Below are 25,379 nucleotides of genomic sequence, written 5' to 3'. Positions count from 1 at the left end.
CCGGGAGATTTCGTTTCCCGGGCTTAATGAGATGGTCAGCCTGACCGAGATGGCCCGATTGGCATACGCTGATCGGGCCATTTCCTTTTTTGGAGGCCATCATGGCGAACACTACGCTTATCGGCATTGATCTGGGCAAGCACTGCTTCTTTTTGCATGCGCAGGACGCACGCGGCACGCAGGTTTGGCGCAAGAAGATGACGCGCAAGCAACTCTACGGGTGCCTGGCGACCTGTCCGGTCGCCGTCTTGGCAATGGAAGCTTGCGCGGGCGCGCATTGGCTGGCACGCAAATGTCAGTCATATGGACATCAGGTTCGCTTGATCGCACCGCAGTTCGTCAGGCCATTCGTCAAAGGCAACAAGACCGACTTTGCCGATGCTGAAGCGATCTGCGAAGCTGCCTCGCGTCCTTCCATGCGTTTTGTCGCAATCAAGACCGCCGAGCAACAGACTCTGCTTGCGCTGCATCGCGTGCGCGAATCGCTTGTCGCTGAACGCACGGCAACCAGCAATCAAATCCACGCTTTCCTGCTCGAATTCGGGATCGATCTGCCTGTCGGCGCACTGGCCATCACGCGCTTGCCGGTCCTACTCGATGATCCTGTGCATGCACTGCCGCCCGTGCTGGTGGCCTTGTTGCTTCGCCTGCATCAACGTTACGCACAGTTGGGTGGCGAGATCGCCGAGTTGGAGACCCAGATCAAGCGGCAGACGAGCGAAGACGAAGCCGGCCAACGCCTGCTCACCATTCCTGGAATCGGCCCGATCACCGCCAGCAGCTTGCTCGCCATGGCCGGCGACGCACGCGCGTTCAAATGTGGCCGAGACTTCGCGGCGTCTTTGGGGCTGGTTCCGCGCCAACATTCGACTGGCGGCCGAGCGACCCTGCTGGGCATCTCGAAGCGCGGCAACAAGCAGTTGCGCTGCCTGCTCGTGCAAGGCGCGCGCGCGGTGATGCGTTATGCCGATAGACGAACCGATGCGCTGGGTCGCTGGCTGCAAGCGTTGCTGCTACGTCGTCACAGCAATGTCGTTGCCTGCGCACTCGCCAACAAAATGGCCAGAATCGTTTGGGCGATTCTGGCCAAGGGTGGCGTGTACCGGGCACAACCGGCCATCGCCTGAGAGCTTTCCGCCTGCTTTTGCGACCACTGACCCGTGATGAAGATAAACGGCTCACGGCCCCGACTGAAAACCTGAAAAACAATCCAGTCCTGCAGACTGAGGGCTTTTTAAGGACAGTTGGGTGCGGCTTCTCATCGAGGGCCGGGCGCTCTGATCCGCGCCCATTTCGAGCCCGGATACATTTGCGCAAGCCCTTTTATCTTAGGTCACAGATCGAGGTTGCAGAAACTAGGCTGACCATACATTTGCTTTTTAGCGAGCGTCGCCTTCTGCTGGCATAAAAAAGCCCGCGAATCGCTTCGCGGGCCTGATGCTTCCTCATGTCGGCGTTTAGCGCGCCGGAGCGAGTTATCCCGCCTTTCGCGCCGCAGTCTTCTTGACGGCGGCCTTCTTCGCTGGCGCTTTCTTCGCCGCGACGGTCTTCGTCGCGGCTTTGGCGCGCGTCGTCTTTGCGGCTACGGCGACGTCGCTATCGCCTTCGTCGGCGTTATCGGTCTGCGGCTCGGCAGCCGCGCCGCGCTTGGCCGCCGTCTTCGCGCCCGGCTTGGCTTCCTTCTTTTCGAATTCGAAGCCGATCTTGCCGTCCGGCTGCTTGACGAGGAACGCCTTGAAATTGCGCCCGGTCCGCGACGACTTGAAGTTCGTCAGCAAGTCCGTGCGGCCGCCGTTCAGCAGCTTTTCCATCTGCTCGCGTCCGATTTCCTGTTGCAGGATGACCTTGCCCGAGCGGAAATCGCACGTCTTCGGATTCGCGACGGAGTTCTCGCAGACATAGCTCATGCCGTGCTCGAACACCCGCGACTGGCATTTCGGACACGCGCCGACCGGCGTCTGCTCCGAGAAGTCGGGCGGTTCGCCATCTTCGCCGCCGGTGTCCTGGCCGAAGTCGAATTCGAGCTTGAAGTTCTTGATTTCGTCGTCGAAGGAGAGCTTCAGGATGGCCGAGAACGGACGCCCCATCTTGCTGCGGAAACCCGAAAGCGGCCCGATGGTTTTTTCGCGCAGCAGTTCTTCCACTTCCGGAATCTCGAACTGACGTCCGCCCGGAATCTTCGAGATCGAGAACTCGCACTTCGTACACGCGAACCGGCGATAGTTCTCCTTCACCTGTGCGCCGCAATTCGGGCACGGCGTTTCGAGCGTCGCGTAATCGCCGGGAATAGTGTCGGAGTCGTACTCTTTCGCGCGCTTCACGATGGTCTGCGTCATGCGCGCGATTTCCTGCATGAACGCATCGCGATGCAGGTTGCCGCGTTCCATCTGCGACAGCTTGTGTTCCCACTGGCCGGTCAATTCCGGCGCTGTCAGTTCCTCGACGCCCAGGCCGCGCAGCAGCGTCATCAACTGGAACGCCTTGGCCGTCGGGATCAGTTCGCGGCCCTCGCGGACCATGTACTTCTCGCCGAGCAACCCTTCGATGATCGCGGCGCGCGTCGCCGGCGTACCGAGACCCTTCGCGGCCATCGCGTCGCGCAGTTCTTCGTCTTCGACGAGCTTGCCCGCACCTTCCATCGCCGACAGCAGCGACGCTTCGTTGTAGCGCGCGGGCGGCTTGGTCACGAGCGCCTGCGCGGCGACCTTGTCGACGTCGACCTTCTCGCCCTTCTGCACCGGCACGAGGTTGCCGTCTTCGCCCGCAGCTTCGCGGCCATAGACCTGGAGCCAGCCCGGTTCGACCAGCACCTTGCCTTCGGTCTTGAAGTGATGCCCCGCGACTTCGGTGATGCGTGTCGTCACCAGATATTCTGCAGCCGGGAAGAACACCGACAGGAAGCGCTTGACGACGAGGTCATACAGCTTCTGCTCCGGCTCCGACAGCGCCTTCGGCGCCTGCAGCGTCGGGATGATGGCGAAGTGATCGCTGATCTTCGAATTGTCGAAGATGCGCTTGTTCGGCTTGACCCAGCCCTTGTCGAGCACCTGCTTCGCAAACGGCAGGTAGTTGTTGCTCTCCTTCAGCATGGTCAGCGTGTCCTTGACCGTGCCGAGATAGTCTTCCGGCAGCGCACGGGAATCCGTACGGGGGTAAGTCAGCACTTTGTGCTTTTCGTACAGCGCCTGCGCCAGGCCGAGCGTGTTCTTCGCCGAGAAGCCAAAGCGGCTGTTCGCTTCGCGCTGCAGGCTCGTCAGGTCGAAGAGCAGCGGCGACAGTTGCGTGGACGGCTTGGATTCCTCGGTGACGGTGCCGGACTTGCCCCGGCACGCCGCCACCACCGATTCCGCCGCCGCGAGACTCCAGAGGCGCGAGTCGCGCTGCTCCGGATCGTTCTCGACGCGCTTGAATTTCGGGTCGTACCAGCGGCCCTCGTAGATGCCCTTCGCGGCCACGAACTCGGCGCGCACTTCCCAATAGTCGCGCGGCACGAAGCGGCGAATCTTTTCTTCGCGTTCGACGACGATCGACAACGTTGGCGTCTGAACGCGGCCGACGGTCGTCAGGAAGAAACCGCCGCCCTTGCTGTTGAACGCGGTCATTGCACGCGTGCCGTTGATGCCGACGAGCCAGTCCGCTTCGGAGCGGCAGCGGGCGGCGTCGGCGAGCGGCTGCATGTCGGCGTCGCTGCGCAGATGCGCGAAGCCTTCGCGGATGGCGGCGGGCGTCATCGACTGGAGCCAGAGGCGCTGAACGGGCTGCTTCGCCTTCGCGTGCTGTGCGATCAGGCGGAAAATCAGCTCGCCCTCACGCCCCGCGTCGCATGCGTTGATGAGCCGGTCGATGTCCTTGCGTTTCAGCAGCTTCGTCAGGACCTTCAGCCGCGATTCGCTCTTCGCGATCGGGTTCAGGTCGAAATGCGGCGGAATGACGGGCAGATTCGCGAAGCTCCATTTACCGCGCTTGACGTCGTATTCCTCGGGCGCGGCGATTTCGAGCAGGTGGCCGACCGCGGACGAGAGAACGTACTCGTCGCTCTCGTAGTACTCGTCATGCTTCGTGAAGCCGCCCAGCGCGCGCGCGATGTCGTTCGCGACGGAAGGCTTCTCAGCGATGATCAGGGCTTTGGACATGACTCAATATGGTTGTGGTCTGGCAGCGGCCCCGTTTGGACCGCATAACGACCGCTTTATAGCACAGGCTTTGCGCGATGCGCGCCGCGGCTGCGATTAGGACGCGCGGCGAACCGGCGGTTTCCGACCGTTTCGACGCCCGTAATGCCCCGGTTTTGTCTACGCCGTAGCAAGCGCCGGGCGCAGCTTCGGCGCGCCTGCCATGTTGGGCAGCGCGGTCAGGTCGGTGAGCATCCGCTCGACGATCGACACTTGCGGCAGCACCGTGCCAAAGAAGCGCGTCGTGATCGAATCTTCGATCAGAATGGTCGGGAAATTTTCAACATCGAGGTCGTCGAAACGGTCCGCATGATTCTCGATATCGATCCACGCGAAGCAGATGTCCGGATGCGCGGCGGCGAGCCTGTCGAATCCTTCGCGATACTCCCGGCACGTTCCGCACCACTCAGCGCACAGGCATGCCACGAACAGCGTGCCGGGCTCGGCGACGCGCTCGGCGATCTGATCGGCATCGGTGTCGAGATTGAGCGCGGACATGGCGTTTGCAGAATCCTTCGTGGGGCAGGGCGTGACGGGCTAATTTCCCGCGAATGTAGCACGAGGCGACTTCACGAGCGTTCGAGCGCGGCGTAGCGGCCGCCAGGCAGCGCGGTCGCCACGCCCGCCAGTTCGAGCTGAAGCAGCGCCGCCTGAATCGCGGCCCCGTGCAGATCGGTCCGCGCAGCGAGAATTTCAAGCGTCGCCGGCGCGTGACCGAGCGCGGCGAGCACGCGTTCGGCGTCGGCGGACGGAGCCTCGGGCAGCCGCGCCGACGCCCACGACGCGCTGGCCGGCCCGGGCTGCGGGTTCGCCGTGCGATTGCTCCCGCGTCTGCGCGCTGTCGGGAAGCCGAATTCTTCGAGCACGTCTTCGGGCGTCTCGACGAGCTTCGCCCCTTGCTTGATGAGGCGATGGCATCCCTGCGACAGCGGCGCGTGAATCGACCCCGGAATCGCAAAGACGTCCCGCCCCATTTCGTTGGCCAGCCGCGCGGTGATCAGCGATCCCGAGCGCATCGCCGCTTCAACGATCAGCACGCCGCCCGACAACCCCGCGATCAGCCGGTTGCGCTGCGGAAAGTTTGCCGACCGCGCGGGCGTGCCGAGCGGCCATTCCGACACGATCGCGCCGTCGCGGGCGATCTCATGCGCGAGCGTATGGTTCTGCGCCGGATAGACGAGATCCGCGCCCGTCCCGATGACGGCGATCGTTCCCCCGCGACCGTCGAGCGCCCCGCGATGCGCGGCGGCGTCGATGCCGAGCGCCATCCCCGACACGACCGCCAGCCCCGCGTCCGACAGCGACCGCGCGAAGCGGCGCGCGTCTTCCGCGCCTTGCGGCGAAGCGTGCCGGCTGCCGACGATCGCCACGGCGCGCGCCTGGAGCACGTCGAGCCGGCCTATCGCGTAGAGCAGCGGCGGCGGATCGGGCATGGTCAGCAGGGCTTGCGGATAGTCCGTGTCGGCGAGCGTGAGTATCCGGTTGCCGGGCTCGGACGCCCATTCGCGCACTCGTTCAATATAGTCATCGAAAGAGACGCCTTCGATATCGCCGGGCGGCGCGACGACGGCTTTCGCCGCGTTTTCGTCAGCGACCTGTGCGATCGAGGCGAAACTTTCCGACAGCACTTCCAGCGGCCCGCCGAACGCGCCGAGCAGCGCGCGCAACGCCAGCGGACGCAGGCCCTTCGCATGCGCGAGGCGCAACCACGCGCGCAGTTCTTCGCCATCGGCATCGGACGGCGGCGCGGCGGTTTCGGGAGCTGCGGTATCGGTCGGCAGGGTGGCGGTCGTCATGTTAAGATTTTTGATCCCGTACATATTAAGAATCGTCGCCCGGCCGCGCTTGCGGCCCGTAGCGACGCTGTCTGGCCGCTTGCCGGCGGCGTTGAATCCCTTGGGTTCGCCCGCATATCTTCGGCATGCCGCCACCCATCCGCAACCTGGCCGAATGGCCGACTTCACACGCGTCGCGGCGCGCGTAGACAATCCGAATCATGGCTCTGCTCAACATACTTAACTACCCGGACAAGCGGCTGAACAAGGTGGCGAAGCCTGTCGCCGTGGTGGACGACCGCATTCGAAAGCTCGTCGCGGACATGGCCGAGACCATGTATGCCGCGCCCGGCGTCGGCCTCGCGGCGACGCAAGTGGACGTGCACGAGCGCGTGATCGTCATCGACGTGTCGGACACGCACGACCAGCTGATGGTGTTCATCAACCCGGAAATCGTCTGGGCGAGTGAAGTCAAGAAAGAGTGGGAAGAGGGCTGCCTGTCGGTCCCGGGCATTTACGATTTCGTCGAGCGTCCCGACAAGGTTCGCGTCAAGGCGCTGAACGAAAAGGGCGAGACCTTCGAACTGGATTGCGACGATCTGCTCGCTGTCTGCATCCAGCACGAGATGGATCACCTGGCGGGGCACGTGTTCGTCGAATATCTGTCGTCGCTCAAGCAGACGCGCATTCGCGGCAAGATGAAGAAGCTGGAAAAGGCGCTCTGAGGCGCACCGGAATCACGTTTTTTGCAGGCACGCCTGAAGGTAGCTTTCATCGATGACTCAATCGCTGCGCGTCGTTTTCGCCGGCACGCCTGAATTCGCCGCCGCCGCGCTCGCCGCCATTCATGCGGCCGGCTTTCAGGTTCCGCTCGTCCTGACCCAGCCGGACCGGCCCGCCGGACGCGGCATGAAGCTGACCGCGAGCCCGGTCAAACGCTTCGCGCTCGAACACGGATTGGCGGTCGCACAGCCGACATCGCTGCGGCGCGCGGGCAAGTATCCGCAGGAAGCGGCCAACGCCATCGACCTGCTTCGCGCCACGCCGCACGATGTCATGGTCGTGGCCGCTTACGGGCTGATTCTTCCGCAGGAAGTGCTCGACATCCCGCCGCGCGGCGCGATCAACATTCACGCTTCGTTGCTGCCGCGCTGGCGCGGAGCCGCGCCGATTCACCGCGCAATCGAAGCAGGCGACACCGAAACCGGCATTACGCTGATGCAGATGGACGCCGGCCTCGACACCGGCGCGATGATCCGCGAAGCGCGCACCAACATCGATCCCGACGACACCACCGCCACGCTGCACGACAGGCTCGCTGAAATGGGCGCGAATCTGATCGTCGCGGCATTGCGCGACCTCGAACGCGACGGCTCGCTTCCGTCGATACCCCAGCCCGACGACGGCACGACGTATGCCGAAAAGATCGCCAAGCACGAAGCGGCGCTCGACTGGCGACGGCCGGCGGAGGCGCTCGTCCGGCAAGTGCGCGCCTTCGATCCGTTCCCGGGTGCGGTCGGAACGCTCGGCGATGCCGCCATCAAGATCTGGGCGGCCCAGCCGTTGAGCGGCGTGACGGGTGAGCCGGGCGTAATCGTGGACGTATCGCCGGAAGGAGTCGTCGTCGCGTGCAGCGACGGCGCGCTCAGGCTCACGCAGTTGCAGAAGCCGGGCGGCAAGCGTCTGCCGGTGCGCGAATTCCTCGCCGGCGCGCCTTTGTCGAAAGGACAGCGGTTCACCGTTCACGGCGACAAGCGCGGCTTAGAATAAAGAGATCGGTCACAAGCCCGTCTGGAGGCTTCTCATGCTTGGCATCACCGGTTTCGCCTTCTTTCTCGTCGCCGTCTTCCTGCTCAACGTCACGCCGGGACCAGATACCGCTTACATCGTCGGACGCAGCGTCGCGCAGGGCCGGGGCGCGGGCATCGTCTCCGCCCTCGGCATCTCGGCGGGCTGCATCGTGCATACGCTCGCTTGCGCGTTCGGGCTGACGGCGATTCTCGCGGCATCGGCGACGGCGTTCACCGTCGTCAAGGTCGCGGGCGCGATTTATCTGATCTATCTGGGCGTGCGGCTCATCTTCACTAAGCACGAGGACACGAGCGACGCCTCGAATGCCCAGGCCAGCGCGAAGTCCGCGCCCAAGTCGCTTCGGCAACTCTTCACGCAGGGCTTCGTCACCAATGTGCTGAATCCGAAGGTGGTGCTGTTCTTCGTCTCCTTCTTCCCGCAGTTCGTCGCCGCCGACAGCCAGCACAAGACGCTCGCGTTTCTCACGCTCGGCCTCGTGTTCATCGCGATGAGCACGGTCTGGAACAGCTTCGTCGCGTGGATCGCGGGCAGCGTCACCGAGCGGTTCTCCGGTAAGCCGGGCGTGAAGCGGTGGCTGGATCGCGGCGTCGGCGGTGCGTTCGTCGGCCTCGGCATCAAACTGGCGACATCGCACAGATAGTTGAATTATTCGCGCATGACCCTATCTAACATTTTGCTTACAATGGCTAGCCCGGTCGACTAACCGGGCCCACCGCGCAAATTGCGCATCGTATTAGGGAGAAGGAGCTCCGCATATGTTCAACTGGGTCAAAACCGCGATGCTGATGGCAGCGATCACGGCCCTTTTCGTCGTGATCGGCGGCATGATCGGCGGATCGAAGGGCATGATGATCGCGCTGCTCATCGCGCTCGGGATGAATTTTTTCTCGTACTGGTTCTCGGACAAGATGGTTCTGCGCATGTACAACGCGCAGGAAGTCGACGAAACCACTGCGCCGCAGTTTTATCGCATGGTGCGCGAGCTCGCCACGCGCGCTCAATTGCCGATGCCGCGCGTCTATCTGATCAACGAAGACGCGCCGAACGCGTTCGCCACGGGGCGTAATCCCGAGCACGCGGCGGTGGCGGCGACCACCGGCATTCTGCGCGTGCTGTCCGAGCGCGAATTGCGCGGCGTGATGGCGCACGAACTGGCGCACGTGAAGCATCGCGACATTCTCATCTCGACGATCTCGGCGACGATGGCCGGCGCAATCTCCGCGCTCGCCAACTTCGCGATGTTCTTTGGCGGACGCGATGAAGAAGGCCGTCCTTCGAACCCGATCGCGAGCATCGCGGTGGCGATTCTCGCGCCGATCGCCGGTGCGTTGATCCAGATGGCGATTTCCCGCGCCCGCGAATTCGAAGCGGACCGCGGCGGCGCGCAGATTTCGGGCGATCCGCAGGCGCTCGCGAGCGCGCTGGAAAAGATCCACGCGTATGCGTCGGGGGTGCCGTTCCCGGCAGCCGAAGCGCACCCGGCCACGGCGCAGATGATGATCATGAACCCGCTGTCGGGCGGAAGCATCGCGAACTGGTTCTCGACGCACCCGGCGACCGAAGAGCGCGTCGCGCGGTTGATGGAGATGGCGCGCACCGGCCGGATGTAATCCACCGAACGGCGGTTCGAAAGGCCGTCCCGAGTGATCGGGGCGGCTTTTTTTGTCTGGCGTCCGTCCGTGATGCCCGTCCCCGTTGCCCGCACGACCGGAGCCCGTTTCCTCGCACGTTACAATCCTCGTTTGCGCAAGCCTAACCCACCCTACATGACCGACAAGCCTTCCCGGCGGCACGACGCCGCGCCTCAGCCGCCGCGCGGGCCGTCCCGCATGAGTGCGCCGCATCTCGCGCCCGATTCGCTCGCGTTCGCGCTCGATTGCGCGGCGCAGGCCGTCGGCGCCGTGCGCGCGGGGTCGGCTCTGCCCGCTGCGATCCAGACGGTCGTCGCGTCGGGCAAGCATCCGGGGGCGCGCGGCGCGATTCAGGACATCGCGTATCGCACGATGCGCCGCCTGGCGCTGGCCGATGCGCTGCTGCATAAGCTCGTCCGCAAGGCGCCGCCGCCGCACGTCGGCAACGTTCTGACGTGCGCCTTGGCGCTGCTCACCGACGACCAGGCGCACGCCGCGTACGCGCCGTTCACCGTCGTCGATCAGGCCGTGAGCGCAATCGCCGCGCGTCGCGAATTCGCGTTCGCCAAGGGACTCGTGAACGCGGTGCTGCGTAACTTCCTGCGCGAACGCGACGCGCTCATCGACGAGGCGATCAAGAGCCCCGTCGCGCGGTGGAACTATCCGCAATGGTGGATCGACGCTGTCCGGCGCGCCCAGCCGCAGGCGTGGGAGCACATTCTGGAAGCGGGCAACGTGCAAGGCCCGCTCACGCTGCGCGTGAACGCGCGGCACACGACTGTCGATGCTTACCTCGATCGCCTGAAGTCCGAGCACATCGACGCGCAAGCGGCCGGCCTGCACGCGGTGCGCCTGAAAACGCCGATGCCCGTCGATCGCATTCCCGGCTTCGCGCAGGGCGAAGTGTCCGTGCAGGACGCGGGCGCGCAACTCGCGGCCCAATGGCTCGACGCCCGTGACGGCATGCGCGTGCTCGACGCGTGCGCCGCGCCCGGCGGCAAGACCGGTCACATCCTCGAACTCGCGCAAGTCGATCTCGTCGCGCTCGAAAGCGACGCCGATCGCGCGAGCCGCATCGGACAGAATCTTGAGCGCCTGAAACTCTCGGCCGATGTTCGCGTCGGCGATGCCGGCGACCCTTCGCCGTGGTTCGACGGTGCGCCCTTCGATCGCATTCTCGCGGACGTGCCGTGCTCGGCGTCGGGCATCGTGCGGCGCCATCCCGACATTCGCTGGCTGCGCAGGGCATCGGATATCCCGGCGCTCGTCGACGAACAAAGACGTATTCTTTCGGCGCTCTGGCCGCTCGTCGCGAAGGGCGGCGAACTGCTTTACGTGACGTGCTCGATCTTTCCAGAGGAGGGCGAAGAGCAGGCCCGCTGGTTTGAAGCGACCCATGAAGATGCGGTACGATTGGACGCGCCGGGGCAACTGCTGCCGACGGCGGCGCGCGCGAGCGCGAGTGCGGTGCAAGCGTCACCGGACGAAACATCCATCGAACGCCACGGTCCGGGCGATGCAGAGGGCGGAAGCACGCCATCGAACCGGAACGCGGACGTCATCGCGGACCACGACGGATTCTTCTACGCGCGCTTTCAGAAACGGTGACGATAAAACGCATTTTTCCGCTTCGGCTCGCGGCCGTCATCTGGACTGCGCTGGCGCTCTGGCTGAGCTTCGCCGCAGTGCAACCCGCGCTCGCCGAAACGATCTCCGTGCAGCGCGCGTCGTTGCAGGCGGACAATACCGGCTGGAGTCTCGATGCGCATTTCGACTTCGATCTCAACAGCAGTCTCGAAGAAGCCGTGAATCGCAGCGTGCCGCTCTACTTCACCATCGACTTCGCGCTGTCGCGGCCGCGCTGGTACTGGTTCGACGAAGAGCCGGTCAACGTGTCGCAAAGCATCCGCCTGTCGTATCAACCGCTGACGAACGAATACCGCGTGTCGACGGGCGGCCTGCAGTTGCGCTTTGCATCGCTGAACGAAGCGTTGGCGGTCATCAAGCATGTCACGTCGTGGCATGTGATCGACCGCAATCAGGTGCATAGCGGAGAAACGTATAACGCATCGGTGCGGATGCAGCTCGACATCGCGCTGATGCCCAAGCCGTTCCAGATCGACGCGGTCAATAACCGCGACTGGAACCTTTCCTCGGACTGGAAGCGATTCACTTTTACGGCGGCGGAACGTGCGAAATAGATTTCGACGCGGCCGCACGGACATGAAGAGTCTTGTCGTTCGGCTGCTGGTATCAACAGTTGCGCTCACGGCGGTTCTGCTGCTCGTGATGCTCGCGCTCGCGAGCGCGAATACGGAGTTCTTCGACCGCTACTACGGCTGGCTATATGCCGCGAACGTGGTGGTCGCCTGCGTGTTCATGCTGATCGTCATCGGCCTGACGCTGATCATCGTGTCGCGCGTGAGGCAGGGGCGCTTCGGCACGCGTCTGCTTGCCAAACTCGCGCTCATCTTCGCGCTCGTCGGCGTGCTGCCGGGCGCGATCATCTACGTCGTGTCGTATCAGTTCGTGTCGCGAAGCATCGAATCCTGGTTCGATGTGAACGTCGAGACCGCGCTCACGTCCGGCCTGACGCTCGGGCGCGGCATGCTCGAAACTTCGCTCGCCGATTTCAAGAACCGCGGCCGTCAGATGAGCGATCAGCTGGCGAGCGCCGATCCGTCGAGCCTCACGCTCTCGCTTCTGCGTCTGCGCGATCAATACGGCGTGCAGGATGCCGTCGTGTTCGAGCGTCCGCGCGATCAATACAATCGAGAGGACCTCAACGCGGGCGGCGGGTCGCTGCGCGTGCCCGGCTTGCGGACCATCGCGCAGGCTTCGGGCAACATCTATGCGCTGCTGCCGACGAACGAACCCAACGGCGCAATGCTGAAGGCGGCGCAGGATCGTCCGTTCGGCGCGATAGAAGGGGAGATAGACGGCGATCCCTCATCGAACGGGCCGAAGGGCGCGCTTCGTCTTCGCGTCATCACGAAGATTCCCGACCCGACGACCACCACGGAATTCCAGCACGTCGATCGCTTCCTGCAGATCGAACAGCCCGTGAGCCAGGAGCTCGCGCGCAATGCGGATGCGGTGCAGCGCGCGTATCGCGAGTATCAGGAGAAGCGGCTTGGGCGCACCGGCTTGCGGAAGATGTATATCGGCACGCTGACGCTCGCGCTCTTCCTGGCGACGTTCATCGCGATGATGCTTGCGCTCGCGCTCGGCAATCAGCTTGCGCGGCCGTTGTTCCTGCTCGCGCAGGGCACGAAGGAAGTGGCCGAAGGCGATTACACGCCTAAACGCGAGATCAATTCGCGCGACGAGCTGGGCTTTCTCACGCAGTCTTTCAACGCGATGACGCGCCAGCTATCCGAAGCGCGGGCGGCGGTCGAGAACAACCGCATCGCGCTGGAACATTCGAAGGCGTATCTCGAAAGCATTCTCGCGAATCTGACGGCGGGCGTCTTCGTATTCGACCGGCAATTCCGGCTGACGACGGCCAATCGCGGCGCGGCGCGCATCTTCCGTCAGCCGTTCGGCTCGCTCATCAATCAGCCGCTCGACAGCATCGACGTGCTCGCCGATTTCGGCGCGATGGTGAAGAAAGCGTTCGCCGAGCGCGATGCGGCGGCGGTCGGCAGCGGTCATCCGGCGGGGGATCGCGGGCACTGGCAGCAGCAGGTCGCGGTGACGGTGCCGGGCGAGAACGATCCGCTGACCTTGCTCGTGCGCGGCACGCAATTGCTGGTGAGCACCGAAAGCGATACTGAAGACGCCGAAACGACCGGCTATGTCGTCGTGTTCGACGATATCTCGGACGTCATCTCCGCGCAGCGTTCCGTCGCATGGGGCGAAGTGGCGCGGCGTCTCGCGCACGAGATCAAGAATCCGCTCACGCCCATTCAGCTTTCCGCCGAGCGCCTGCAAATGAAGCTCGCGGACAAGCTCGCGCCGCAGGACGCGGACGTGCTCAAGCGCGCATCGACGACCATCGTCAATCAGGTTCAGGCGATGAAGCGCATGGTCGACGACTTCCGCGAGTACGCGCGCACGCCGCCTGCGGTGCTCGCGACCCTGCAGTTGAACGATCTGGTCGGCGAAGTGCTGACGCTATACGGCATCGAGGAAGGCAAGAGCCCGATCAAGGTCGATCTCGCGAAACTGCCGGTCATACGCGGCGACGCGACGCAGATTCGTCAGGTCATCCATAACCTGCTGCAGAACGCGCAGGACGCCGTCGCCGACGTACCCGAGCCGCGCGTGCTGCTTGAAACGAGGACAGTAGAATATGGCGAACCGGATGCGTCGGGGCATGCGCGCGTTGCGGTTCGGCTCACGGTATCCGATAACGGCGCGGGCTTTCCGGCGCGCATTCTGTCGCGCGCTTTCGAGCCTTACGTGACGACGAAGGCGAAGGGCACGGGTCTGGGACTTGCAACGGTGAAGAAGATCGTCGACGAGCACGGCGCGCGCATCGACATTCGAAACCGGTCCAGGACGGGCGACGTCGTGGAAGGCGCGCAAGTCTCGATTCTGTTCCTTCAACTCGCGGACGAAACCGCCGCCGATGGTGCGACGCCTTCATCCGCGACCGCCGCGAAACACGGAACGACAAAAGCAACAGTGCAGACAAGGGCAGCTTAAATGGCAACCATCCTGGTGGTAGACGATGAAATGGGGATCCGGGAACTGCTCTCCGAGATCCTGAGCGACGAGGGCCACGTGGTGGACGTGGCCGAGAACGCGCAGCACGCGCGCGAGTACCGCCTCCAGCAGACGCCCGACCTCGTCCTGCTCGACATCTGGATGCCCGACACCGACGGCGTCACGCTTCTGAAGGAGTGGGCGGCGCAGGGCAAGCTCACGATGCCGGTCATCATGATGTCGGGTCACGCGACCATCGACACGGCGGTCGAGGCGACGAAGATCGGCGCGCTCAACTTTCTGGAAAAGCCCATCGCGCTGCAGAAGCTGCTGAAGGCGGTCGAGCAAGGGCTGGCGCATGGCACGGCCGCGCCGGCCGCCGCCGCTGCGCTGAAGCCGGCGATGAACGCGGGCGTGTCGAACGTGCCGATCGCGGCTGCGTTGCCGAGCGCTTCCGCGCTGAACGCATCGTCCGGCGATGCCGGCGCGGGCGGCGCGGCGCCGGGTCAGGCGGGGCAGACGGCATCGATCTCGTTCGATATCCCGCTGCGCGATGCGCGCGATGCGTTCGAGCGCGCGTACTTCGAATATCACCTTGCGCGCGAGAACGGCAGCATGACGCGCGTCGCGGAAAAGACGGGGCTGGAGCGCACGCATTTGTATCGCAAGCTCAAGCAGCTGGGCGTCGATCTCGGAAAGAACAAGAACGAGGTTTGAGCCGTGCAGACAAGCCGATTCCGATGAAAGAAACAAAATCTTGGGAAAAGGGCTTGAGCAACACGCGGCGCTTTGCTATAGTTTCACCTCTTCGTTGGCCCGGTAGCTCAGTTGGTAGAGCAGCGGATTGAAAATCCGCGTGTCGATGGTTCGATTCCGTCCCAGGCCACCAGAATGCAAGAAGCCCGAGAGTTCATCGCTCTCGGGCTTTTTCATTTGCGGGTGCGTAGATTTAGCTAGTTGGCCGGTCGCGAGTGCATTGGCATCACGCGTCCGCAGCTCGGCGAACAATATGCCGCCATGCTAAAATTCGCGCCGAATTAAGGACTTGCCTCGTCCTCGGACCGCAAGTCCTTTTCTTTTCGATGCTCCGAATCGCGCTCGAACGCCGCGCAAACGGGCGGCGAATCTTCCGCCGATCCGCTTATCGGAGTCATAAAGGGCGCGCGCGTTCGACAAAAGCCCGCCGGCCTATACTGGATTCTCACATTGCGGATGCCGGCCGTGCCGCCCGCGCGACGCGCCACGCTCATCTCATACACGGAGTTTTCACGGTGACTCGGATAGACGCGAAGGACAGCGCCCTCGTGCTGTTTTCCGGTGGCCAGGATTCGGCCACGTGCCTCGCCTGGGCGCTCGAACGCTATCGGACCGTCGAGACGCTCGGCTTCGATTACGGCCAGCGGCATCGCGTCGAACTGGAGTGCCGCAGCGGATTCCGCGCGGAGGTCGTGAGCAAGTTTCCGCATTGGGCCGGCCGTCTGGGCGAAGATCACATGATCGACTTGTCCGTGCTCGGCGCGATCAGCGATACCGCGATGACCCGCGAGATCGAGATTCAGTCGACTGCGAACGGCTTGCCGAACACCTTCGTGCCGGGGCGCAATCTGCTGTTCATGACGATCGCGGCGGCGGTCGCGTATCGGCGCGGGCTGAAGGTGCTCGTCGGCGGCATGTGCGAGACGGATTTTTCCGGCTATCCCGATTGCCGCGACGACACGATGAAAGCGCTGCAAGTCGCGCTGAACCTCGGCATGGAAACGCGCTATGCGCTCGAAACGCCGCTTATGTGGCTCGATAAAGCCGATACATGGCGTCTCGCGGAAACGCTGGGCGGTGCGACGCTCGTCGAACTGATCCGCGTCGAAACGCATACCTGCTATGTCGGCGAGCGCGCCGAACTGCACGAATGGGGCTACGGCTGCGGCCAGTGCCCGGCATGCAAACTGCGCAAGCGTGGATACGAGGCGTATCGCGCGGGCGAGCAAGTCACCACCGAACCGGTTTAAGCAGTCATGACGTACGCAGTAAAGGAAATTTTCTACACGCTGCAGGGCGAAGGCGCCAATGCCGGACGCCCCGCTGTGTTCTGCCGCTTCGCCGGCTGCAACCTCTGGTCCGGACGCGAGGAAGACCGCGCGGACGCGGTCTGCCGCTTCTGCGATACGGATTTCGTCGGCACCGATGGCGAGAACGGCGGCAAATACCGGACGCCGGCGGAACTCGTCGCGATGATCGCCTCGCTTTGGCCCGAAGGCCAGGCGCACAAGTTCGTCGTCTGCACGGGCGGCGAGCCGATGCTGCAAATCGATCAGCAATTCGTCGACGCGCTGCACGAAGCCGGCTTCGAAATGGCGATCGAAACCAACGGTTCGATGCCGGTGCTCGACAGCATCGACTGGATTTGCGTGAGCCCGAAGGCGGACGCGCCGCTCGTCGTCACCAAGGGCAACGAGTTGAAAGTGGTGGTGCCGCAGGACAACCAGCGCCTCGCCGAGTACGAGAAGCTCGACTTCGAGTATTTCCTCGTGCAGCCGATGGACGGCCCGTCCCGCGACATCAACACGAAGCTCGCGGTCGACTGGTGCAAGCGGCATCCGAAATGGCGCCTGTCGATGCAGACGCACAAATATCTGAATATCCCCTGATAGACGATCGAGCCGACGTGCAGACGATTACCCGAAAACTCGAATTCGATGCGGGCCACCGCATCCCCGACCACCGCAGCCAGTGCCGCAACCTGCATGGGCATCGTTATGTGCTCGAGATCACGTTGCGAGGCGACCTCGTCGATGTCGAAGGCGCGCCCGATCGCGGCATGGTGATGGACTTCGCCGACGTGAAGTCGCTGGCGATGGAGCACCTCGTCAACAAGTGGGATCACGCGTTCATCGTCTATGAAGGCGACGCGAAAGTGCGCGAATTCCTGCAGTCGCTGGCGGATCACAAGACCGTGGTCTTCGACCGCATTCCGACCGTCGAAAATATGGCGGCCGTGGCGTTCCGCATCCTGGCCGATGTGTACGACGCGCATTACGGCGTCAATCTGAAGCTCAAGCGCCTGCGCCTCTACGAGACGCCTAATTGCTGGGCGGACGTCGAACGCGAGTAAGCACGCGAACACGGTATGATCGCGCGGTGAGTCGCCCACGCAGGCGACCGCATCCTCCTGCATCCGGCCCACGCCGGTCGACAAGAAATGGAGCGCGAGCATGCCGTCATCCTTCCAGTCGTTCCTCGCATCGCGCGCACGCGCCTCACACGGAGCCGCGCGATGAGTACCTTCACCAATCCCCTCAAGCAACGCCTGAGCGAACCCGGTCCGCTGTTCGGCCTGTGGCTGTCGCTTTGCAGCGCCGATGCCGCCGAAGCGCTCGCGCACGCCGGCTTCGACTGGCTGTGCATCGACATGGAGCATTCGCCCAACGATAGCCGCGACGTCGTCGAGCAGCTTCGCGCGATCGCGGCGGCGCATCTGCCGACCGAGCCGATCGTGCGCGTGCCGTTCGCCGAAGGCTGGCTCGTCAAGCGCGTGCTCGATGCAGGCGCGCGCACGCTGATGTTCCCGAACGTGCAATCGGCCGACGATGCCGCGCGCGCCGTGCGGCTCACGCAATATCCGACCGAGGCGCAGCTCGACGGTCTGCGCGGCGTCGCGGGCGCGGTGCGCGCGGCGGCATACGGTATGCGGCGCGACTACGTGGCCGGCGCGAACGCGCAAGTGGCGACGATCGTGCAGATCGAATCGGTGGCGGCGCTCGAAGCCGTCGATGAGATTGCCGCGACGCCGGGCGTCGATTGCCTGTTCATCGGCCCGGCGGATCTGGCCGCGAGTCTCGGCCATCTCGGCGACGCGAAGCATCCGGACGTGCACGCGGCCATCGAACGGATCGCGGATGCGGCGAAGCGCGCCGGTATCGCCAGCGGCATTTTTGCGCTGGACGTGGCGAGCGCGCGGCAATACGCGCAGGCGGGCATCAAGCTCGTGTCGATCGCAGCGGATGTCATGTGGCTGCTGAAGGCGACACGGCAGGCGTTGCAGGAGGCAAGAGCATGAAGCGCGGATGGCGTGGCGGCGTGGCGGCGGCATCGGCGGCGCTATGTCTGGTATGCAGCGGCGCGCACGCGCAAGGCGCGCCGAAGGCGACGGACCTCGCAACGCAGAACGCTGTGGCGGACTACAACGCGGGGAATTTCGTCGCCGCGCGCTCGGAGTTTCGCCGGGCGGCGGAGAAGGGCAGCCGCCTCGCCGAATTCAATTACGCGATGATGCTGCTCAATGGGGAAGGCGGCCCCGCCGATGTCGACGAAGGCAAGAAGTGGCTGCGTCGCGCGGCGGACGCCAACATGACACACGCGCAATACGTCTACGGCAAGATGTACGACGACGGTGAGTTCGTCGAGAAAGACCCGGCCGAGGCGCACCGATGGTTCCTGCGCGCCGCGAGTCAGGGACACGTGCAGGCCGAACTCGCGCTGGCAAACCAGTTTCTCGATGGACGCGGCACCGCGCGCGATAACACGCAGGCGTTCGCCTGGTACAAGAAAGCCGCGCAGGGCGGCGACATGACGGCGCAGTACGTCGCCGGCTCGTTCTACGAGCGCGGCGGCGACGGCGTCGAACGCAATCTCAACGTCGCGCGTGCGTACTACGCGGCGGCGGCCGCTCAGGGCGATCCGGCGGCCAAGCTGAAATATCAGCAATTGAGCGCGGAACTGGAGCGGCAGAAGCCGCAGTAAGCGGCTTTCGAGCGGCTCGGTCAGCCCTGCATCAAGCGCTTCTGTCGCGCGACGCTCATGATGAGCCCAACCGCGACGCCGAGCGTGGTCAGCGCGGTGCCGCCATAACTCATGAACGGCAGCGGCACGCCGACGACCGGCAAAATCCCGCTCACCATGCCGATATTGACGAACGCGTACGTGAAGAATGCGAGCGTCAGCGATCCGGCCAATAACCGACCGAAAAAGGTTGCGCCGTTCGCCGCGATAAACAGCCCGCGCGCAATCAGCGCCATATAGAGAAAGAGCAGCACGAGTCCGCCCGCAAGGCCGAACTCCTCCGAAAACACGGCGAAGATGAAGTCCGTGTGCTTCTCGGGAATGAATTCGAGGTGCGCCTGCGTGCCCTTCAGCCAGCCCTTGCCGAGCGTGCCGCCGGAGCCGATGGCGATGACCGCCTGAATCGTGTGGAAGCCTTTGCCGAGCGGATCGGACGTCGGATCGAGCAGCGTGCAGACGCGATGCTTCTGATAATCGTGCAGCATCGGCCAGTTGACTTCCGGCTGGCAGATGCGGTCCTGAAACACCGCGATGCTCGCCACTACGATCACCGCAGCCGCGAGCACCGGCACGATCAGCTTGAAACTCAGCCCCGCGAAGTAGATGACGAACACGCCCGCCGCGAACACGAGCACCGCCGTGCCGAGGTCCGGCTGCTTCGCGATGAGGCCGACGGGCAGCATCAGAATCAGAAAGCCGACGATGTAATCCCACCAGCGAATATTGCCCTCGCGCCGCTGGTAGTACCACGCGAGCATCAGCGGCATCGCGATTTTCATGATCTCGGAAGGCTGAATCACGACACCGACGTTGAGCCAGCGTTTCGCGCCCTTGCGCGTCAGCCCGAACGCTGCGACGGCCACCAGCAGCGCCACGCCGACGGTGTAAAGCGGCACGGCGAAGCGCATCAGCGTGGGCGGCGGAATATTCGCGAGCACCCACATCAGGCCGAACGTCAGCATGATGTTGCGCAGCTGGTCTTCCACGCGTCCCGGCATGTCGAGACTCGCGCTGTACAGCGTGACGATACCGACGCACAGCAGCAGAAAAACGATCAGCGCGAGCGGACGATCGAAGCCCGCGAACATGCGCTTCGCACGCTCGATCCACGCGTGCTTGTCGAATTGCATATGCAGTTGCATGCCGATTTCCTTTATTCGTCGATGCCGCCGGTCGGCACAAAAGTGCGCACGCCGTCGTTTCCGGGACCGCGCGCCATCGTCGGTGCGGGTTCGGCCGGCGCGTTCTTCTGTCCGCGCTTGCGAGCGGGCGCAGGCGTCGCCGACGACGCAGGCAGCGCAGCCGATGGCGCCGACGCCGCTTTGGGCTTCGCGGCGGACGGCGAAGACGCCGCAATCGCCGGAGCGGAAGCCGCCTTGGCGACGGCGGGATTAGACGCCGCCGAAGGCGAAAACGCCGGCGACTGATTCGCGACCGATGCCGGCAACGCGGCCGCAGCCGGCGGTTGCGTGCCGCCGATCACGGGCAGTCCCGCATCTTCCGTCGCGGACGCGGCGGCGGCCACGGCGGCCGCTTCGGCACCCGGCTTCATGCGGTCGATCAAGTAATAGTCGAGCACCTTGCGCGCGATTGGGCCGGCTGATTCCGCGCCCCAGCCGCCGTTTTCGACGATCAGCGCGAGCGCGATCTTAGGCTGCTCGGCGGGTGCAAACGCGATGAACAGCGCGTGGTCGCGCAGGTGTTCGGCGGTCGCGTGGCCCCTGTAGTTCGCCCCTTGCAAGGAGTAAACCTGCGCAGTGCCGGTCTTGCCCGCCGCAAGATAAGGCGCGCCGGCGAACACCTTGGCCGCGGTGCCGTTGGTGATCACGCCTTCCATCGCGCGCTTGATGAAATCGACGTCTTGCTGGCGCACCGGAATCTTGTCGCTCGGGTCGCGCACCACCGTCCGCTCCGCCTTGGTCAGGGGATTTTCGATGTCGCGCACCAGGTGCGGCTTCATCACGATGCCGTTGTTTGCGAGCGTCGACGTGGCGTGCGCGAGTTGCAGGATCGTGAACGAGTTATAACCCTGACCGATGCCGAGGCTGATCGTTTCGCCTTCATACCAGCGCTGCTGCTCCGGCTTCTTGTACGCCTTGCGCTTCCATTCCGTCGACGGCAGGATGCCGCGCGCCTCGCCCGCGATATCGATGCCGGTAATCTGCCCGAAGCCCCACGGTTTCATGAAGCCGGCCATCGCGTTCACGCCGAGATCGCGCGCCAGCATGTAGAAGTACGTGTCGTTCGACACGACGATCGCGCGGTTCATGTCGACCCAGCCCTGGCCCGAACGTACGTCGTTGCGGAAAGTGTGGCCGCCGAACGTGAAGTAGCCCGGATCCTGAAAGCCCCAGCCTGGCGTGCGCTTGTGGAGGGTCAGCGCCGCGAGCGCCATGAACGGCTTATAGGTGGAGCCCGGCGGATACGTGCCGTGCAACGGACGATTCAGCAGCGGATGATCCGGCGAATTGTTGAGCGCGTCCCACGTCTGCTGGTCGATGCCGTCGACGAAGGAATTCGGATCGAAGCTCGGAGCGGAGACGAACGCGAGGACGTCGCCGGTCGACGGCTCGATCGCGACGAGCGCGCCGCGCTTGCCCGCGAACGCCTGCTCGGCGACCTGCTGCAAACCGATATCGAGCGACAGCACGAGGTTGTTGCCCGGCGTCGCCTGCGTGCGCGACATCGTTCGCACCGGACGCCCGCCCGCCGTGACTTCCACTTCCTCGAAGCCGGTCAGGCCGTGCAGCTCCGTCTCGTAACTTTGCTCGACGCCGATCTTGCCGACGTAATCCGTGCCCTTGTAGTTGTTCGCGTCCAGACGCGGATCGTAGTGATCCGAGGCGGCGTCGTTGGCGTCGCTGGCGTCGTCGATGCGTTCCTGGTCGCGTTGTGAAATGCGGCCGATGTAGCCGATCACGTGCGCCGCCGTCGTCCCGAGCGGATATTGGCGGAACAGGCGCGCGCGAACTTCGACGCCCGGAAAGCGGAAGCGTTGCGCGGTGAAACGGGCGACTTCCTCGTCGGTCAGGCGCGTGCGGATCGGCAGGCTCTCGAAATTCTTCGAGTCTTCGAGCAGCTTCTTGAAACGCCGGCGGTCGCGCGAATCGACGGGAACGACTTGCGAGATGTTGTCGATGACTTCATCGAGCGTGCCGTTGATCTTCGACGGCGTGATTTCGAGCGTGTACGCCGAATAGTTCTTCGCAAGCACGATGCCGTTGCGATCGGTGATGATGCCGCGGTTCGGCACGATCGGCGCAACGGAGATGCGGTTTTCGTTCGCCTGCAGCGAATACTTGCTGAAGTGCCAGACTTGCAGATAGAGAAAGCGCAGGCCGATCAGCCCGAAGCAGACGAACACGAACAGCCCCGCCGCCGCGACGCGCAGGCGGAACTTCGACAACTGTTGCTCGGTGTTCTTGATTTCGGTCATGCAGGTTTCGCGAGGTTTTCGCGATGTATCGCGATTCAAGTGTAGTCCGCGCGCGGGCGTTCATGCGCCGCTCGACGCGCGGTGACGCTCAGATGGGGCGCGTGTCGTCGGGATCGGCTGCACGCCGTTGCGGCATCAGCAGCAGGAAACTCGCGATCGGCCAGAGCAGCGCTTCGACGAATCCGTTGATCAGATAGCTCCAGCCGGGAAACGCGGCGCCCGTCATCAGGCGGATCACGAACGGCACGAGATGCGCGCCGACGAGCAGCGGCGCGACGACGAGCATCTGCACGGGCAGCGACATCCACAACACGCGCCGGTGAATGGTGATCGCGCCGTAGGAGAGCAGCGTGTACGCCAGCGCGTGCTCGCCGAGCAGGTTCGCGCTGTGGACGTCCATCAGGATGCCGAGCAGAAACGCGATGCCCATTCCAACCTTGCGCGGCTGCTGGACGTTCCAGAACAGCAGCACGAGCGCGACGAAGTCAGGCACGCCGACGAGGCGGCCCCAGGGCACCAGATTCAGCAGGAACGCCGCAGCGAGGCTGAACGTGATGAAGTACGGATTGACCGGCTGAAGGATGTATTGCGGGCGATTCATCGCGCGGCTCCCGATGAAGCGGGCTTCGGCGCGTGCGCCTTTCTGTTGCGTTGTGGCGCCGCAGCACCGGATGCGGGCTTGGGTGCAGCGGGTTTCGCTGCGGGCGTTGCAGCCGGGGCCGCTGCGGACGCGCCGCTTGCCGCCGCCGCTGCCGCCGATGAGGCCGCCACGGCCGCCGATGCGCCGCTCGTCCCTGCTGCCGCTGCCGCCTTAGGCGCGGACTTCTTTTTGCCCTTGTTTTCCTTCGCTTCCTTTGCGGCCGCCGCAGCTTCGACTTCCACCGGATTCGGGGGCACGTTCAAGTTGTAGTGCAAGACGAGCAACTGGCGGGCGCCGCGCACCGCGGCGACCGGCACACATACTACGCGTGCGAATGCCGTATCCGCCTGCTTGTCGACGCGCAGCACCTTGGCGACCGCGAGCCCCGGCGGATAAACGCCGTCGAGTCCGCTCGTCACGAGTTGATCGCCGACTTGCACGTCCGCGCTGATCGGCACGAAACGCAGATCGAGCGTGTCGCCCTTCGGTGTGCCATAGATGACGCTGCGCAGACCCGTGCGCGCGATCTGCACGGGAACGGCCTGGTCCTTGTCGGTGAGAAGCGAGACTTCGGATTGCAGCGGAAAGACGCGTGTGACCTGACCGATGACGCCTTCTTCATCGACGACCGGAGCGCCGTCCTGAATGCCATGCTGCGAACCTTTGCCGATCACGACCTTCTGCGTGAAAGGATCGCGGGTGTCGTATTGAATTTCGGCGGGCGTGGTTTGCGTCGTCGCGCGGCCCTGCAGGTTCAGGAGCGCTCGCAGATGCGCGTTCTCGATCGTCAATTGCGACGCATCGCCGGCCTTCACGGACAGTTCGAGATTCTTGTCAGCGAGCTTGCGATTTTCGCTGCGCAGGCTTGCGCTGGTCACGGCAAGATCGGCCGCGCCCATGAAGATGTCCCGTGGCACGAGCGCCGCTCGCTGCAACGGGTAGAGCCCGGCGCCTAACATCCCGCGCACGATCTCGAGCGTACTGAAGCGGGCATCCGACACGAGCAGTGCAATGGCCAGCACCACGAAAAAGATCAGGCGCGCGAGCGCGGAAGGGCCTTGCTTGAACAGTGGCGGCGGACTGTATTCCATGGTCGGCGCCGAGGGCGTGAGCGGGGTGGATCGATGCTGCAGGCTTTGTCGCTGGTGGCGGGACCTGCCCTGCGCTATTTCGACAACGGCCCGGGCGGATGCCGGGCCGTGCGCGCGTTGCGTTACGCGGATGTTGTGAGTGTCGTCTCAGCGTCGCGTTGATTCAAGGACGCTGAAGACAAAGGTCACTCGTAGGAGAAGATGCTGCCCAGCTTGTCCATGCGCTCCAGCGCCATGCCCGAGCCGCGCACGACGCAAGTCAGCGGATCTTCAGCGACGAGCACCGGCAGGCCGGTTTCTTCCGCGAGCAAGCGGTCGAGGTCGCGCAGCAGTGCGCCGCCGCCAGTCAGCATCATCCCGCGTTCCGCGATGTCCGCGCCAAGTTCCGGCGGCGTCTGTTCCAGCGCGATCTTCACCGACGACACGATCTGGTTCAGCGGATCGGTCAGCGCTTCGAGGATTTCGTTGCTCGAAATGGTGAAGCTGCGCGGAATGCCTTCGGACAGGTTGCGGCCCTTGACTTCCATTTCCTTCACTTCGGAGCCGGGGAACGCGGAGCCGATTTCCTTCTTGATGGCTTCGGCCGTTTGCTCGCCGATCAGCATGCCGTAGTTGCGGCGGATGTAGTTGACGATGGCTTCGTCGAACTTGTCGCCGCCGACGCGCACCGAACCCTTGTACACGATGCCGCCCAGCGAGATGACGCCGACTTCGGTCGTGCCGCCGCCGATGTCGACGACCATCGAGCCCGTTGCTTCCGAGACCGGCAGGCCCGCGCCGATTGCAGCGGCCATCGGCTCTTCGATCAGATAGACCTGCGATGCACCCGCGCCGTGTGCCGCTTCCTTGATGGCGCGGCGTTCGACCTGAGTCGAGCCGCACGGCACGCAGATGATGATGCGCGGCGACGGCGAGAACATGCGCGATTCGTGTGCAGTCTTGATGAACTGCTTGATCATCTGCTCCGTGACGGTGAAGTCGGCGATGACGCCGTCTTTCATCGGGCGGATGGCTTCGATGTTGCCCGGCACCTTGCCGAGCATCTGCTTTGCTTCCTTGCCGACAGCCTGAATGGTCTTCTTGCCGTTCGGGCCGCCTTCCTGGCGGATGGAGACGACTGACGGCTCGTCGAGGACGATGCCTTTGCCGCGCATGTAAATCAGCGTGTTGGCGGTACCAAGGTCAATCGCCAAGTCGTTGGAAAAATAGCTGCGCAAAAAGCCGAACATTCAAAAATCCTGTCTCGCTGGGTAGCCGTGCCTCGCTAGGAGCGCCGGGGACGGCAGCGGAAAAAATAACGGTTTGCCGGGACGGCGATAAGGCCCGCCGTGAGGACAAATCCGAGCAGAAATCTACCGCGGAATTGAACGTGTCACGCAAACGTTTCTCGCAAAGC

The 25,379-nt window shown here is 64.1% G+C and carries 22 protein-coding genes and 1 tRNA gene; 15 read left to right on the top strand and 8 right to left on the bottom strand.

Translation table 11 applies throughout. The features are described from left to right. Nucleotides 1–101 precede the first annotated feature (101 nt). Nucleotides 102–1,127: an IS110 family RNA-guided transposase gene (locus LDZ21_RS13450; protein ID WP_244793700.1), complete on the top strand. Its 1,026-nt coding sequence runs from the start codon at nucleotides 102–104 to the stop codon at nucleotides 1,125–1,127. Between the two features lie 348 nt (nucleotides 1,128–1,475). Here LDZ21_RS13450 and LDZ21_RS13445 read toward each other — a convergent pair whose 3' ends face one another. The 3 genes from LDZ21_RS13445 to dprA all read right to left on the bottom strand — a co-directional run bounded on the left by LDZ21_RS13445 (nucleotide 1,476) and on the right by dprA (nucleotide 5,968). Then, nucleotides 1,476–4,133: a DNA topoisomerase III gene (locus tag LDZ21_RS13445; protein ID WP_244793699.1), complete on the bottom strand. Its 2,658-nt coding sequence runs from the start codon at nucleotides 4,131–4,133 to the stop codon at nucleotides 1,476–1,478. 159 nt (nucleotides 4,134–4,292) lie between these two features. Then, entirely contained in the window at nucleotides 4,293–4,670 is a 378-nt protein-coding gene (locus tag LDZ21_RS13440; RefSeq protein WP_035968560.1) for a thioredoxin family protein, read from the bottom strand. Between the two features lie 71 nt (nucleotides 4,671–4,741). After that, a complete protein-coding gene (gene dprA / locus LDZ21_RS13435) occupies nucleotides 4,742–5,968 on the bottom strand; it encodes a DNA-processing protein DprA (protein ID WP_244793698.1) in 1,227 nt (408 codons plus the stop codon). A 200-nt stretch (nucleotides 5,969–6,168) separates the two neighbouring features. Here dprA and def point away from each other — a divergent pair, with 200 nt between their 5' ends. The 14 genes from def to LDZ21_RS13365 all read left to right on the top strand — a co-directional run bounded on the left by def (nucleotide 6,169) and on the right by LDZ21_RS13365 (nucleotide 18,777). Further along, nucleotides 6,169–6,672 carry a peptide deformylase gene (def, locus tag LDZ21_RS13430; protein ID WP_035968561.1) on the top strand — a complete coding sequence of 168 codons (504 nt, stop codon included), beginning with the start codon at nucleotides 6,169–6,171 and terminating at the stop codon, nucleotides 6,670–6,672. Nucleotides 6,673–6,724: 52 nt separating this feature from the next. Continuing rightward, entirely contained in the window at nucleotides 6,725–7,717 is a 993-nt protein-coding gene (fmt, locus tag LDZ21_RS13425; RefSeq protein WP_244793697.1) for a methionyl-tRNA formyltransferase, read from the top strand. 34 nt (nucleotides 7,718–7,751) lie between these two features. After that, nucleotides 7,752–8,399, top strand: coding sequence for a LysE family translocator (locus LDZ21_RS13420; protein WP_244793696.1), 648 nt, complete (start codon nucleotides 7,752–7,754; stop codon nucleotides 8,397–8,399). A 115-nt stretch (nucleotides 8,400–8,514) separates the two neighbouring features. After that, nucleotides 8,515–9,369: a zinc metalloprotease HtpX gene (htpX, locus tag LDZ21_RS13415; RefSeq protein ID WP_035968567.1), complete on the top strand. Its 855-nt coding sequence runs from the start codon at nucleotides 8,515–8,517 to the stop codon at nucleotides 9,367–9,369. A 156-nt stretch (nucleotides 9,370–9,525) separates the two neighbouring features. Further along, on the top strand, nucleotides 9,526–10,998 hold the full coding sequence (gene rsmB, locus LDZ21_RS13410; RefSeq protein WP_244793695.1) for a 16S rRNA (cytosine(967)-C(5))-methyltransferase RsmB: 1,473 nt from the start codon (nucleotides 9,526–9,528) through the stop codon (nucleotides 10,996–10,998). Then, nucleotides 10,995–11,591, top strand: coding sequence for a DUF4390 domain-containing protein (locus tag LDZ21_RS13405; RefSeq protein WP_244793694.1), 597 nt, complete (start codon nucleotides 10,995–10,997; stop codon nucleotides 11,589–11,591). The genes rsmB and LDZ21_RS13405 overlap by 4 nt, the downstream gene beginning before the upstream one ends. Before the next feature lie 22 nt (nucleotides 11,592–11,613). Next, nucleotides 11,614–14,040 (top strand): sensor histidine kinase, encoded by a 2,427-nt coding sequence (locus tag LDZ21_RS13400; protein ID WP_280519411.1) that lies wholly within the window; start codon nucleotides 11,614–11,616, stop codon nucleotides 14,038–14,040. Continuing rightward, nucleotides 14,041–14,757, top strand: a complete 717-nt coding sequence (gene esaR / locus LDZ21_RS13395) for a response regulator transcription factor EsaR (RefSeq protein WP_035968575.1) — start codon at nucleotides 14,041–14,043, stop codon at nucleotides 14,755–14,757. A gap of 96 nt (nucleotides 14,758–14,853) precedes the next feature. Further along, a tRNA-Phe gene (locus LDZ21_RS13390) sits at nucleotides 14,854–14,929 on the top strand. A 382-nt stretch (nucleotides 14,930–15,311) separates the two neighbouring features. After that, nucleotides 15,312–16,046, top strand: a complete 735-nt coding sequence (gene queC, locus LDZ21_RS13385; RefSeq protein WP_244793692.1) for a 7-cyano-7-deazaguanine synthase QueC — start codon at nucleotides 15,312–15,314, stop codon at nucleotides 16,044–16,046. 6 nt (nucleotides 16,047–16,052) lie between these two features. Continuing rightward, complete coding sequence (gene queE / locus LDZ21_RS13380) at nucleotides 16,053–16,685, top strand: 7-carboxy-7-deazaguanine synthase (RefSeq protein WP_244793691.1); 633 nt, start codon at nucleotides 16,053–16,055, stop codon at nucleotides 16,683–16,685. Between the two features lie 17 nt (nucleotides 16,686–16,702). After that, nucleotides 16,703–17,149: a 6-carboxytetrahydropterin synthase QueD gene (gene queD / locus LDZ21_RS13375; protein ID WP_244793690.1), complete on the top strand. Its 447-nt coding sequence runs from the start codon at nucleotides 16,703–16,705 to the stop codon at nucleotides 17,147–17,149. A 162-nt stretch (nucleotides 17,150–17,311) separates the two neighbouring features. Next, complete coding sequence (locus LDZ21_RS13370; protein WP_244793689.1) at nucleotides 17,312–18,094, top strand: HpcH/HpaI aldolase family protein; 783 nt, start codon at nucleotides 17,312–17,314, stop codon at nucleotides 18,092–18,094. Next, nucleotides 18,091–18,777 (top strand): tetratricopeptide repeat protein, encoded by a 687-nt coding sequence (locus LDZ21_RS13365; protein WP_244793688.1) that lies wholly within the window; start codon nucleotides 18,091–18,093, stop codon nucleotides 18,775–18,777. Before LDZ21_RS13370 ends, LDZ21_RS13365 begins: the two co-directional genes overlap by 4 nt. Nucleotides 18,778–18,797: 20 nt before the next feature. On the opposite strand, the gene rodA is transcribed toward LDZ21_RS13365, so the two are convergent. From rodA to LDZ21_RS13340, 5 genes are all read right to left on the bottom strand, one after another. After that, the gene (gene rodA / locus LDZ21_RS13360) at nucleotides 18,798–19,946 is read right to left on the bottom strand and encodes a rod shape-determining protein RodA (protein ID WP_035968604.1); all 1,149 of its coding nucleotides are present in this window, start codon (nucleotides 19,944–19,946) and stop codon (nucleotides 18,798–18,800) included. A 23-nt stretch (nucleotides 19,947–19,969) separates the two neighbouring features. Beyond that, complete coding sequence (gene mrdA / locus LDZ21_RS13355; RefSeq protein ID WP_244793687.1) at nucleotides 19,970–22,252, bottom strand: penicillin-binding protein 2; 2,283 nt, start codon at nucleotides 22,250–22,252, stop codon at nucleotides 19,970–19,972. Between the two features lie 88 nt (nucleotides 22,253–22,340). Beyond that, nucleotides 22,341–22,853, bottom strand: a complete 513-nt coding sequence (mreD, locus tag LDZ21_RS13350) for a rod shape-determining protein MreD (protein WP_035968586.1) — start codon at nucleotides 22,851–22,853, stop codon at nucleotides 22,341–22,343. Continuing rightward, nucleotides 22,850–23,983, bottom strand: coding sequence for a rod shape-determining protein MreC (gene mreC / locus LDZ21_RS13345; RefSeq protein ID WP_244793686.1), 1,134 nt, complete (start codon nucleotides 23,981–23,983; stop codon nucleotides 22,850–22,852). Before mreC ends, mreD begins: the two co-directional genes overlap by 4 nt. A gap of 185 nt (nucleotides 23,984–24,168) precedes the next feature. After that, nucleotides 24,169–25,212 (bottom strand): rod shape-determining protein, encoded by a 1,044-nt coding sequence (locus LDZ21_RS13340; protein ID WP_004189550.1) that lies wholly within the window; start codon nucleotides 25,210–25,212, stop codon nucleotides 24,169–24,171. Between the last annotated feature and the right edge of the window lie 167 nt (nucleotides 25,213–25,379).

The organism is Caballeronia grimmiae (genome assembly GCF_022879615.1).
GTDB classification, from domain to species: domain Bacteria; phylum Pseudomonadota; class Gammaproteobacteria; order Burkholderiales; family Burkholderiaceae; genus Caballeronia; species Caballeronia grimmiae.
This window is presented reverse-complemented; position numbering and strand designations above follow the sequence as displayed.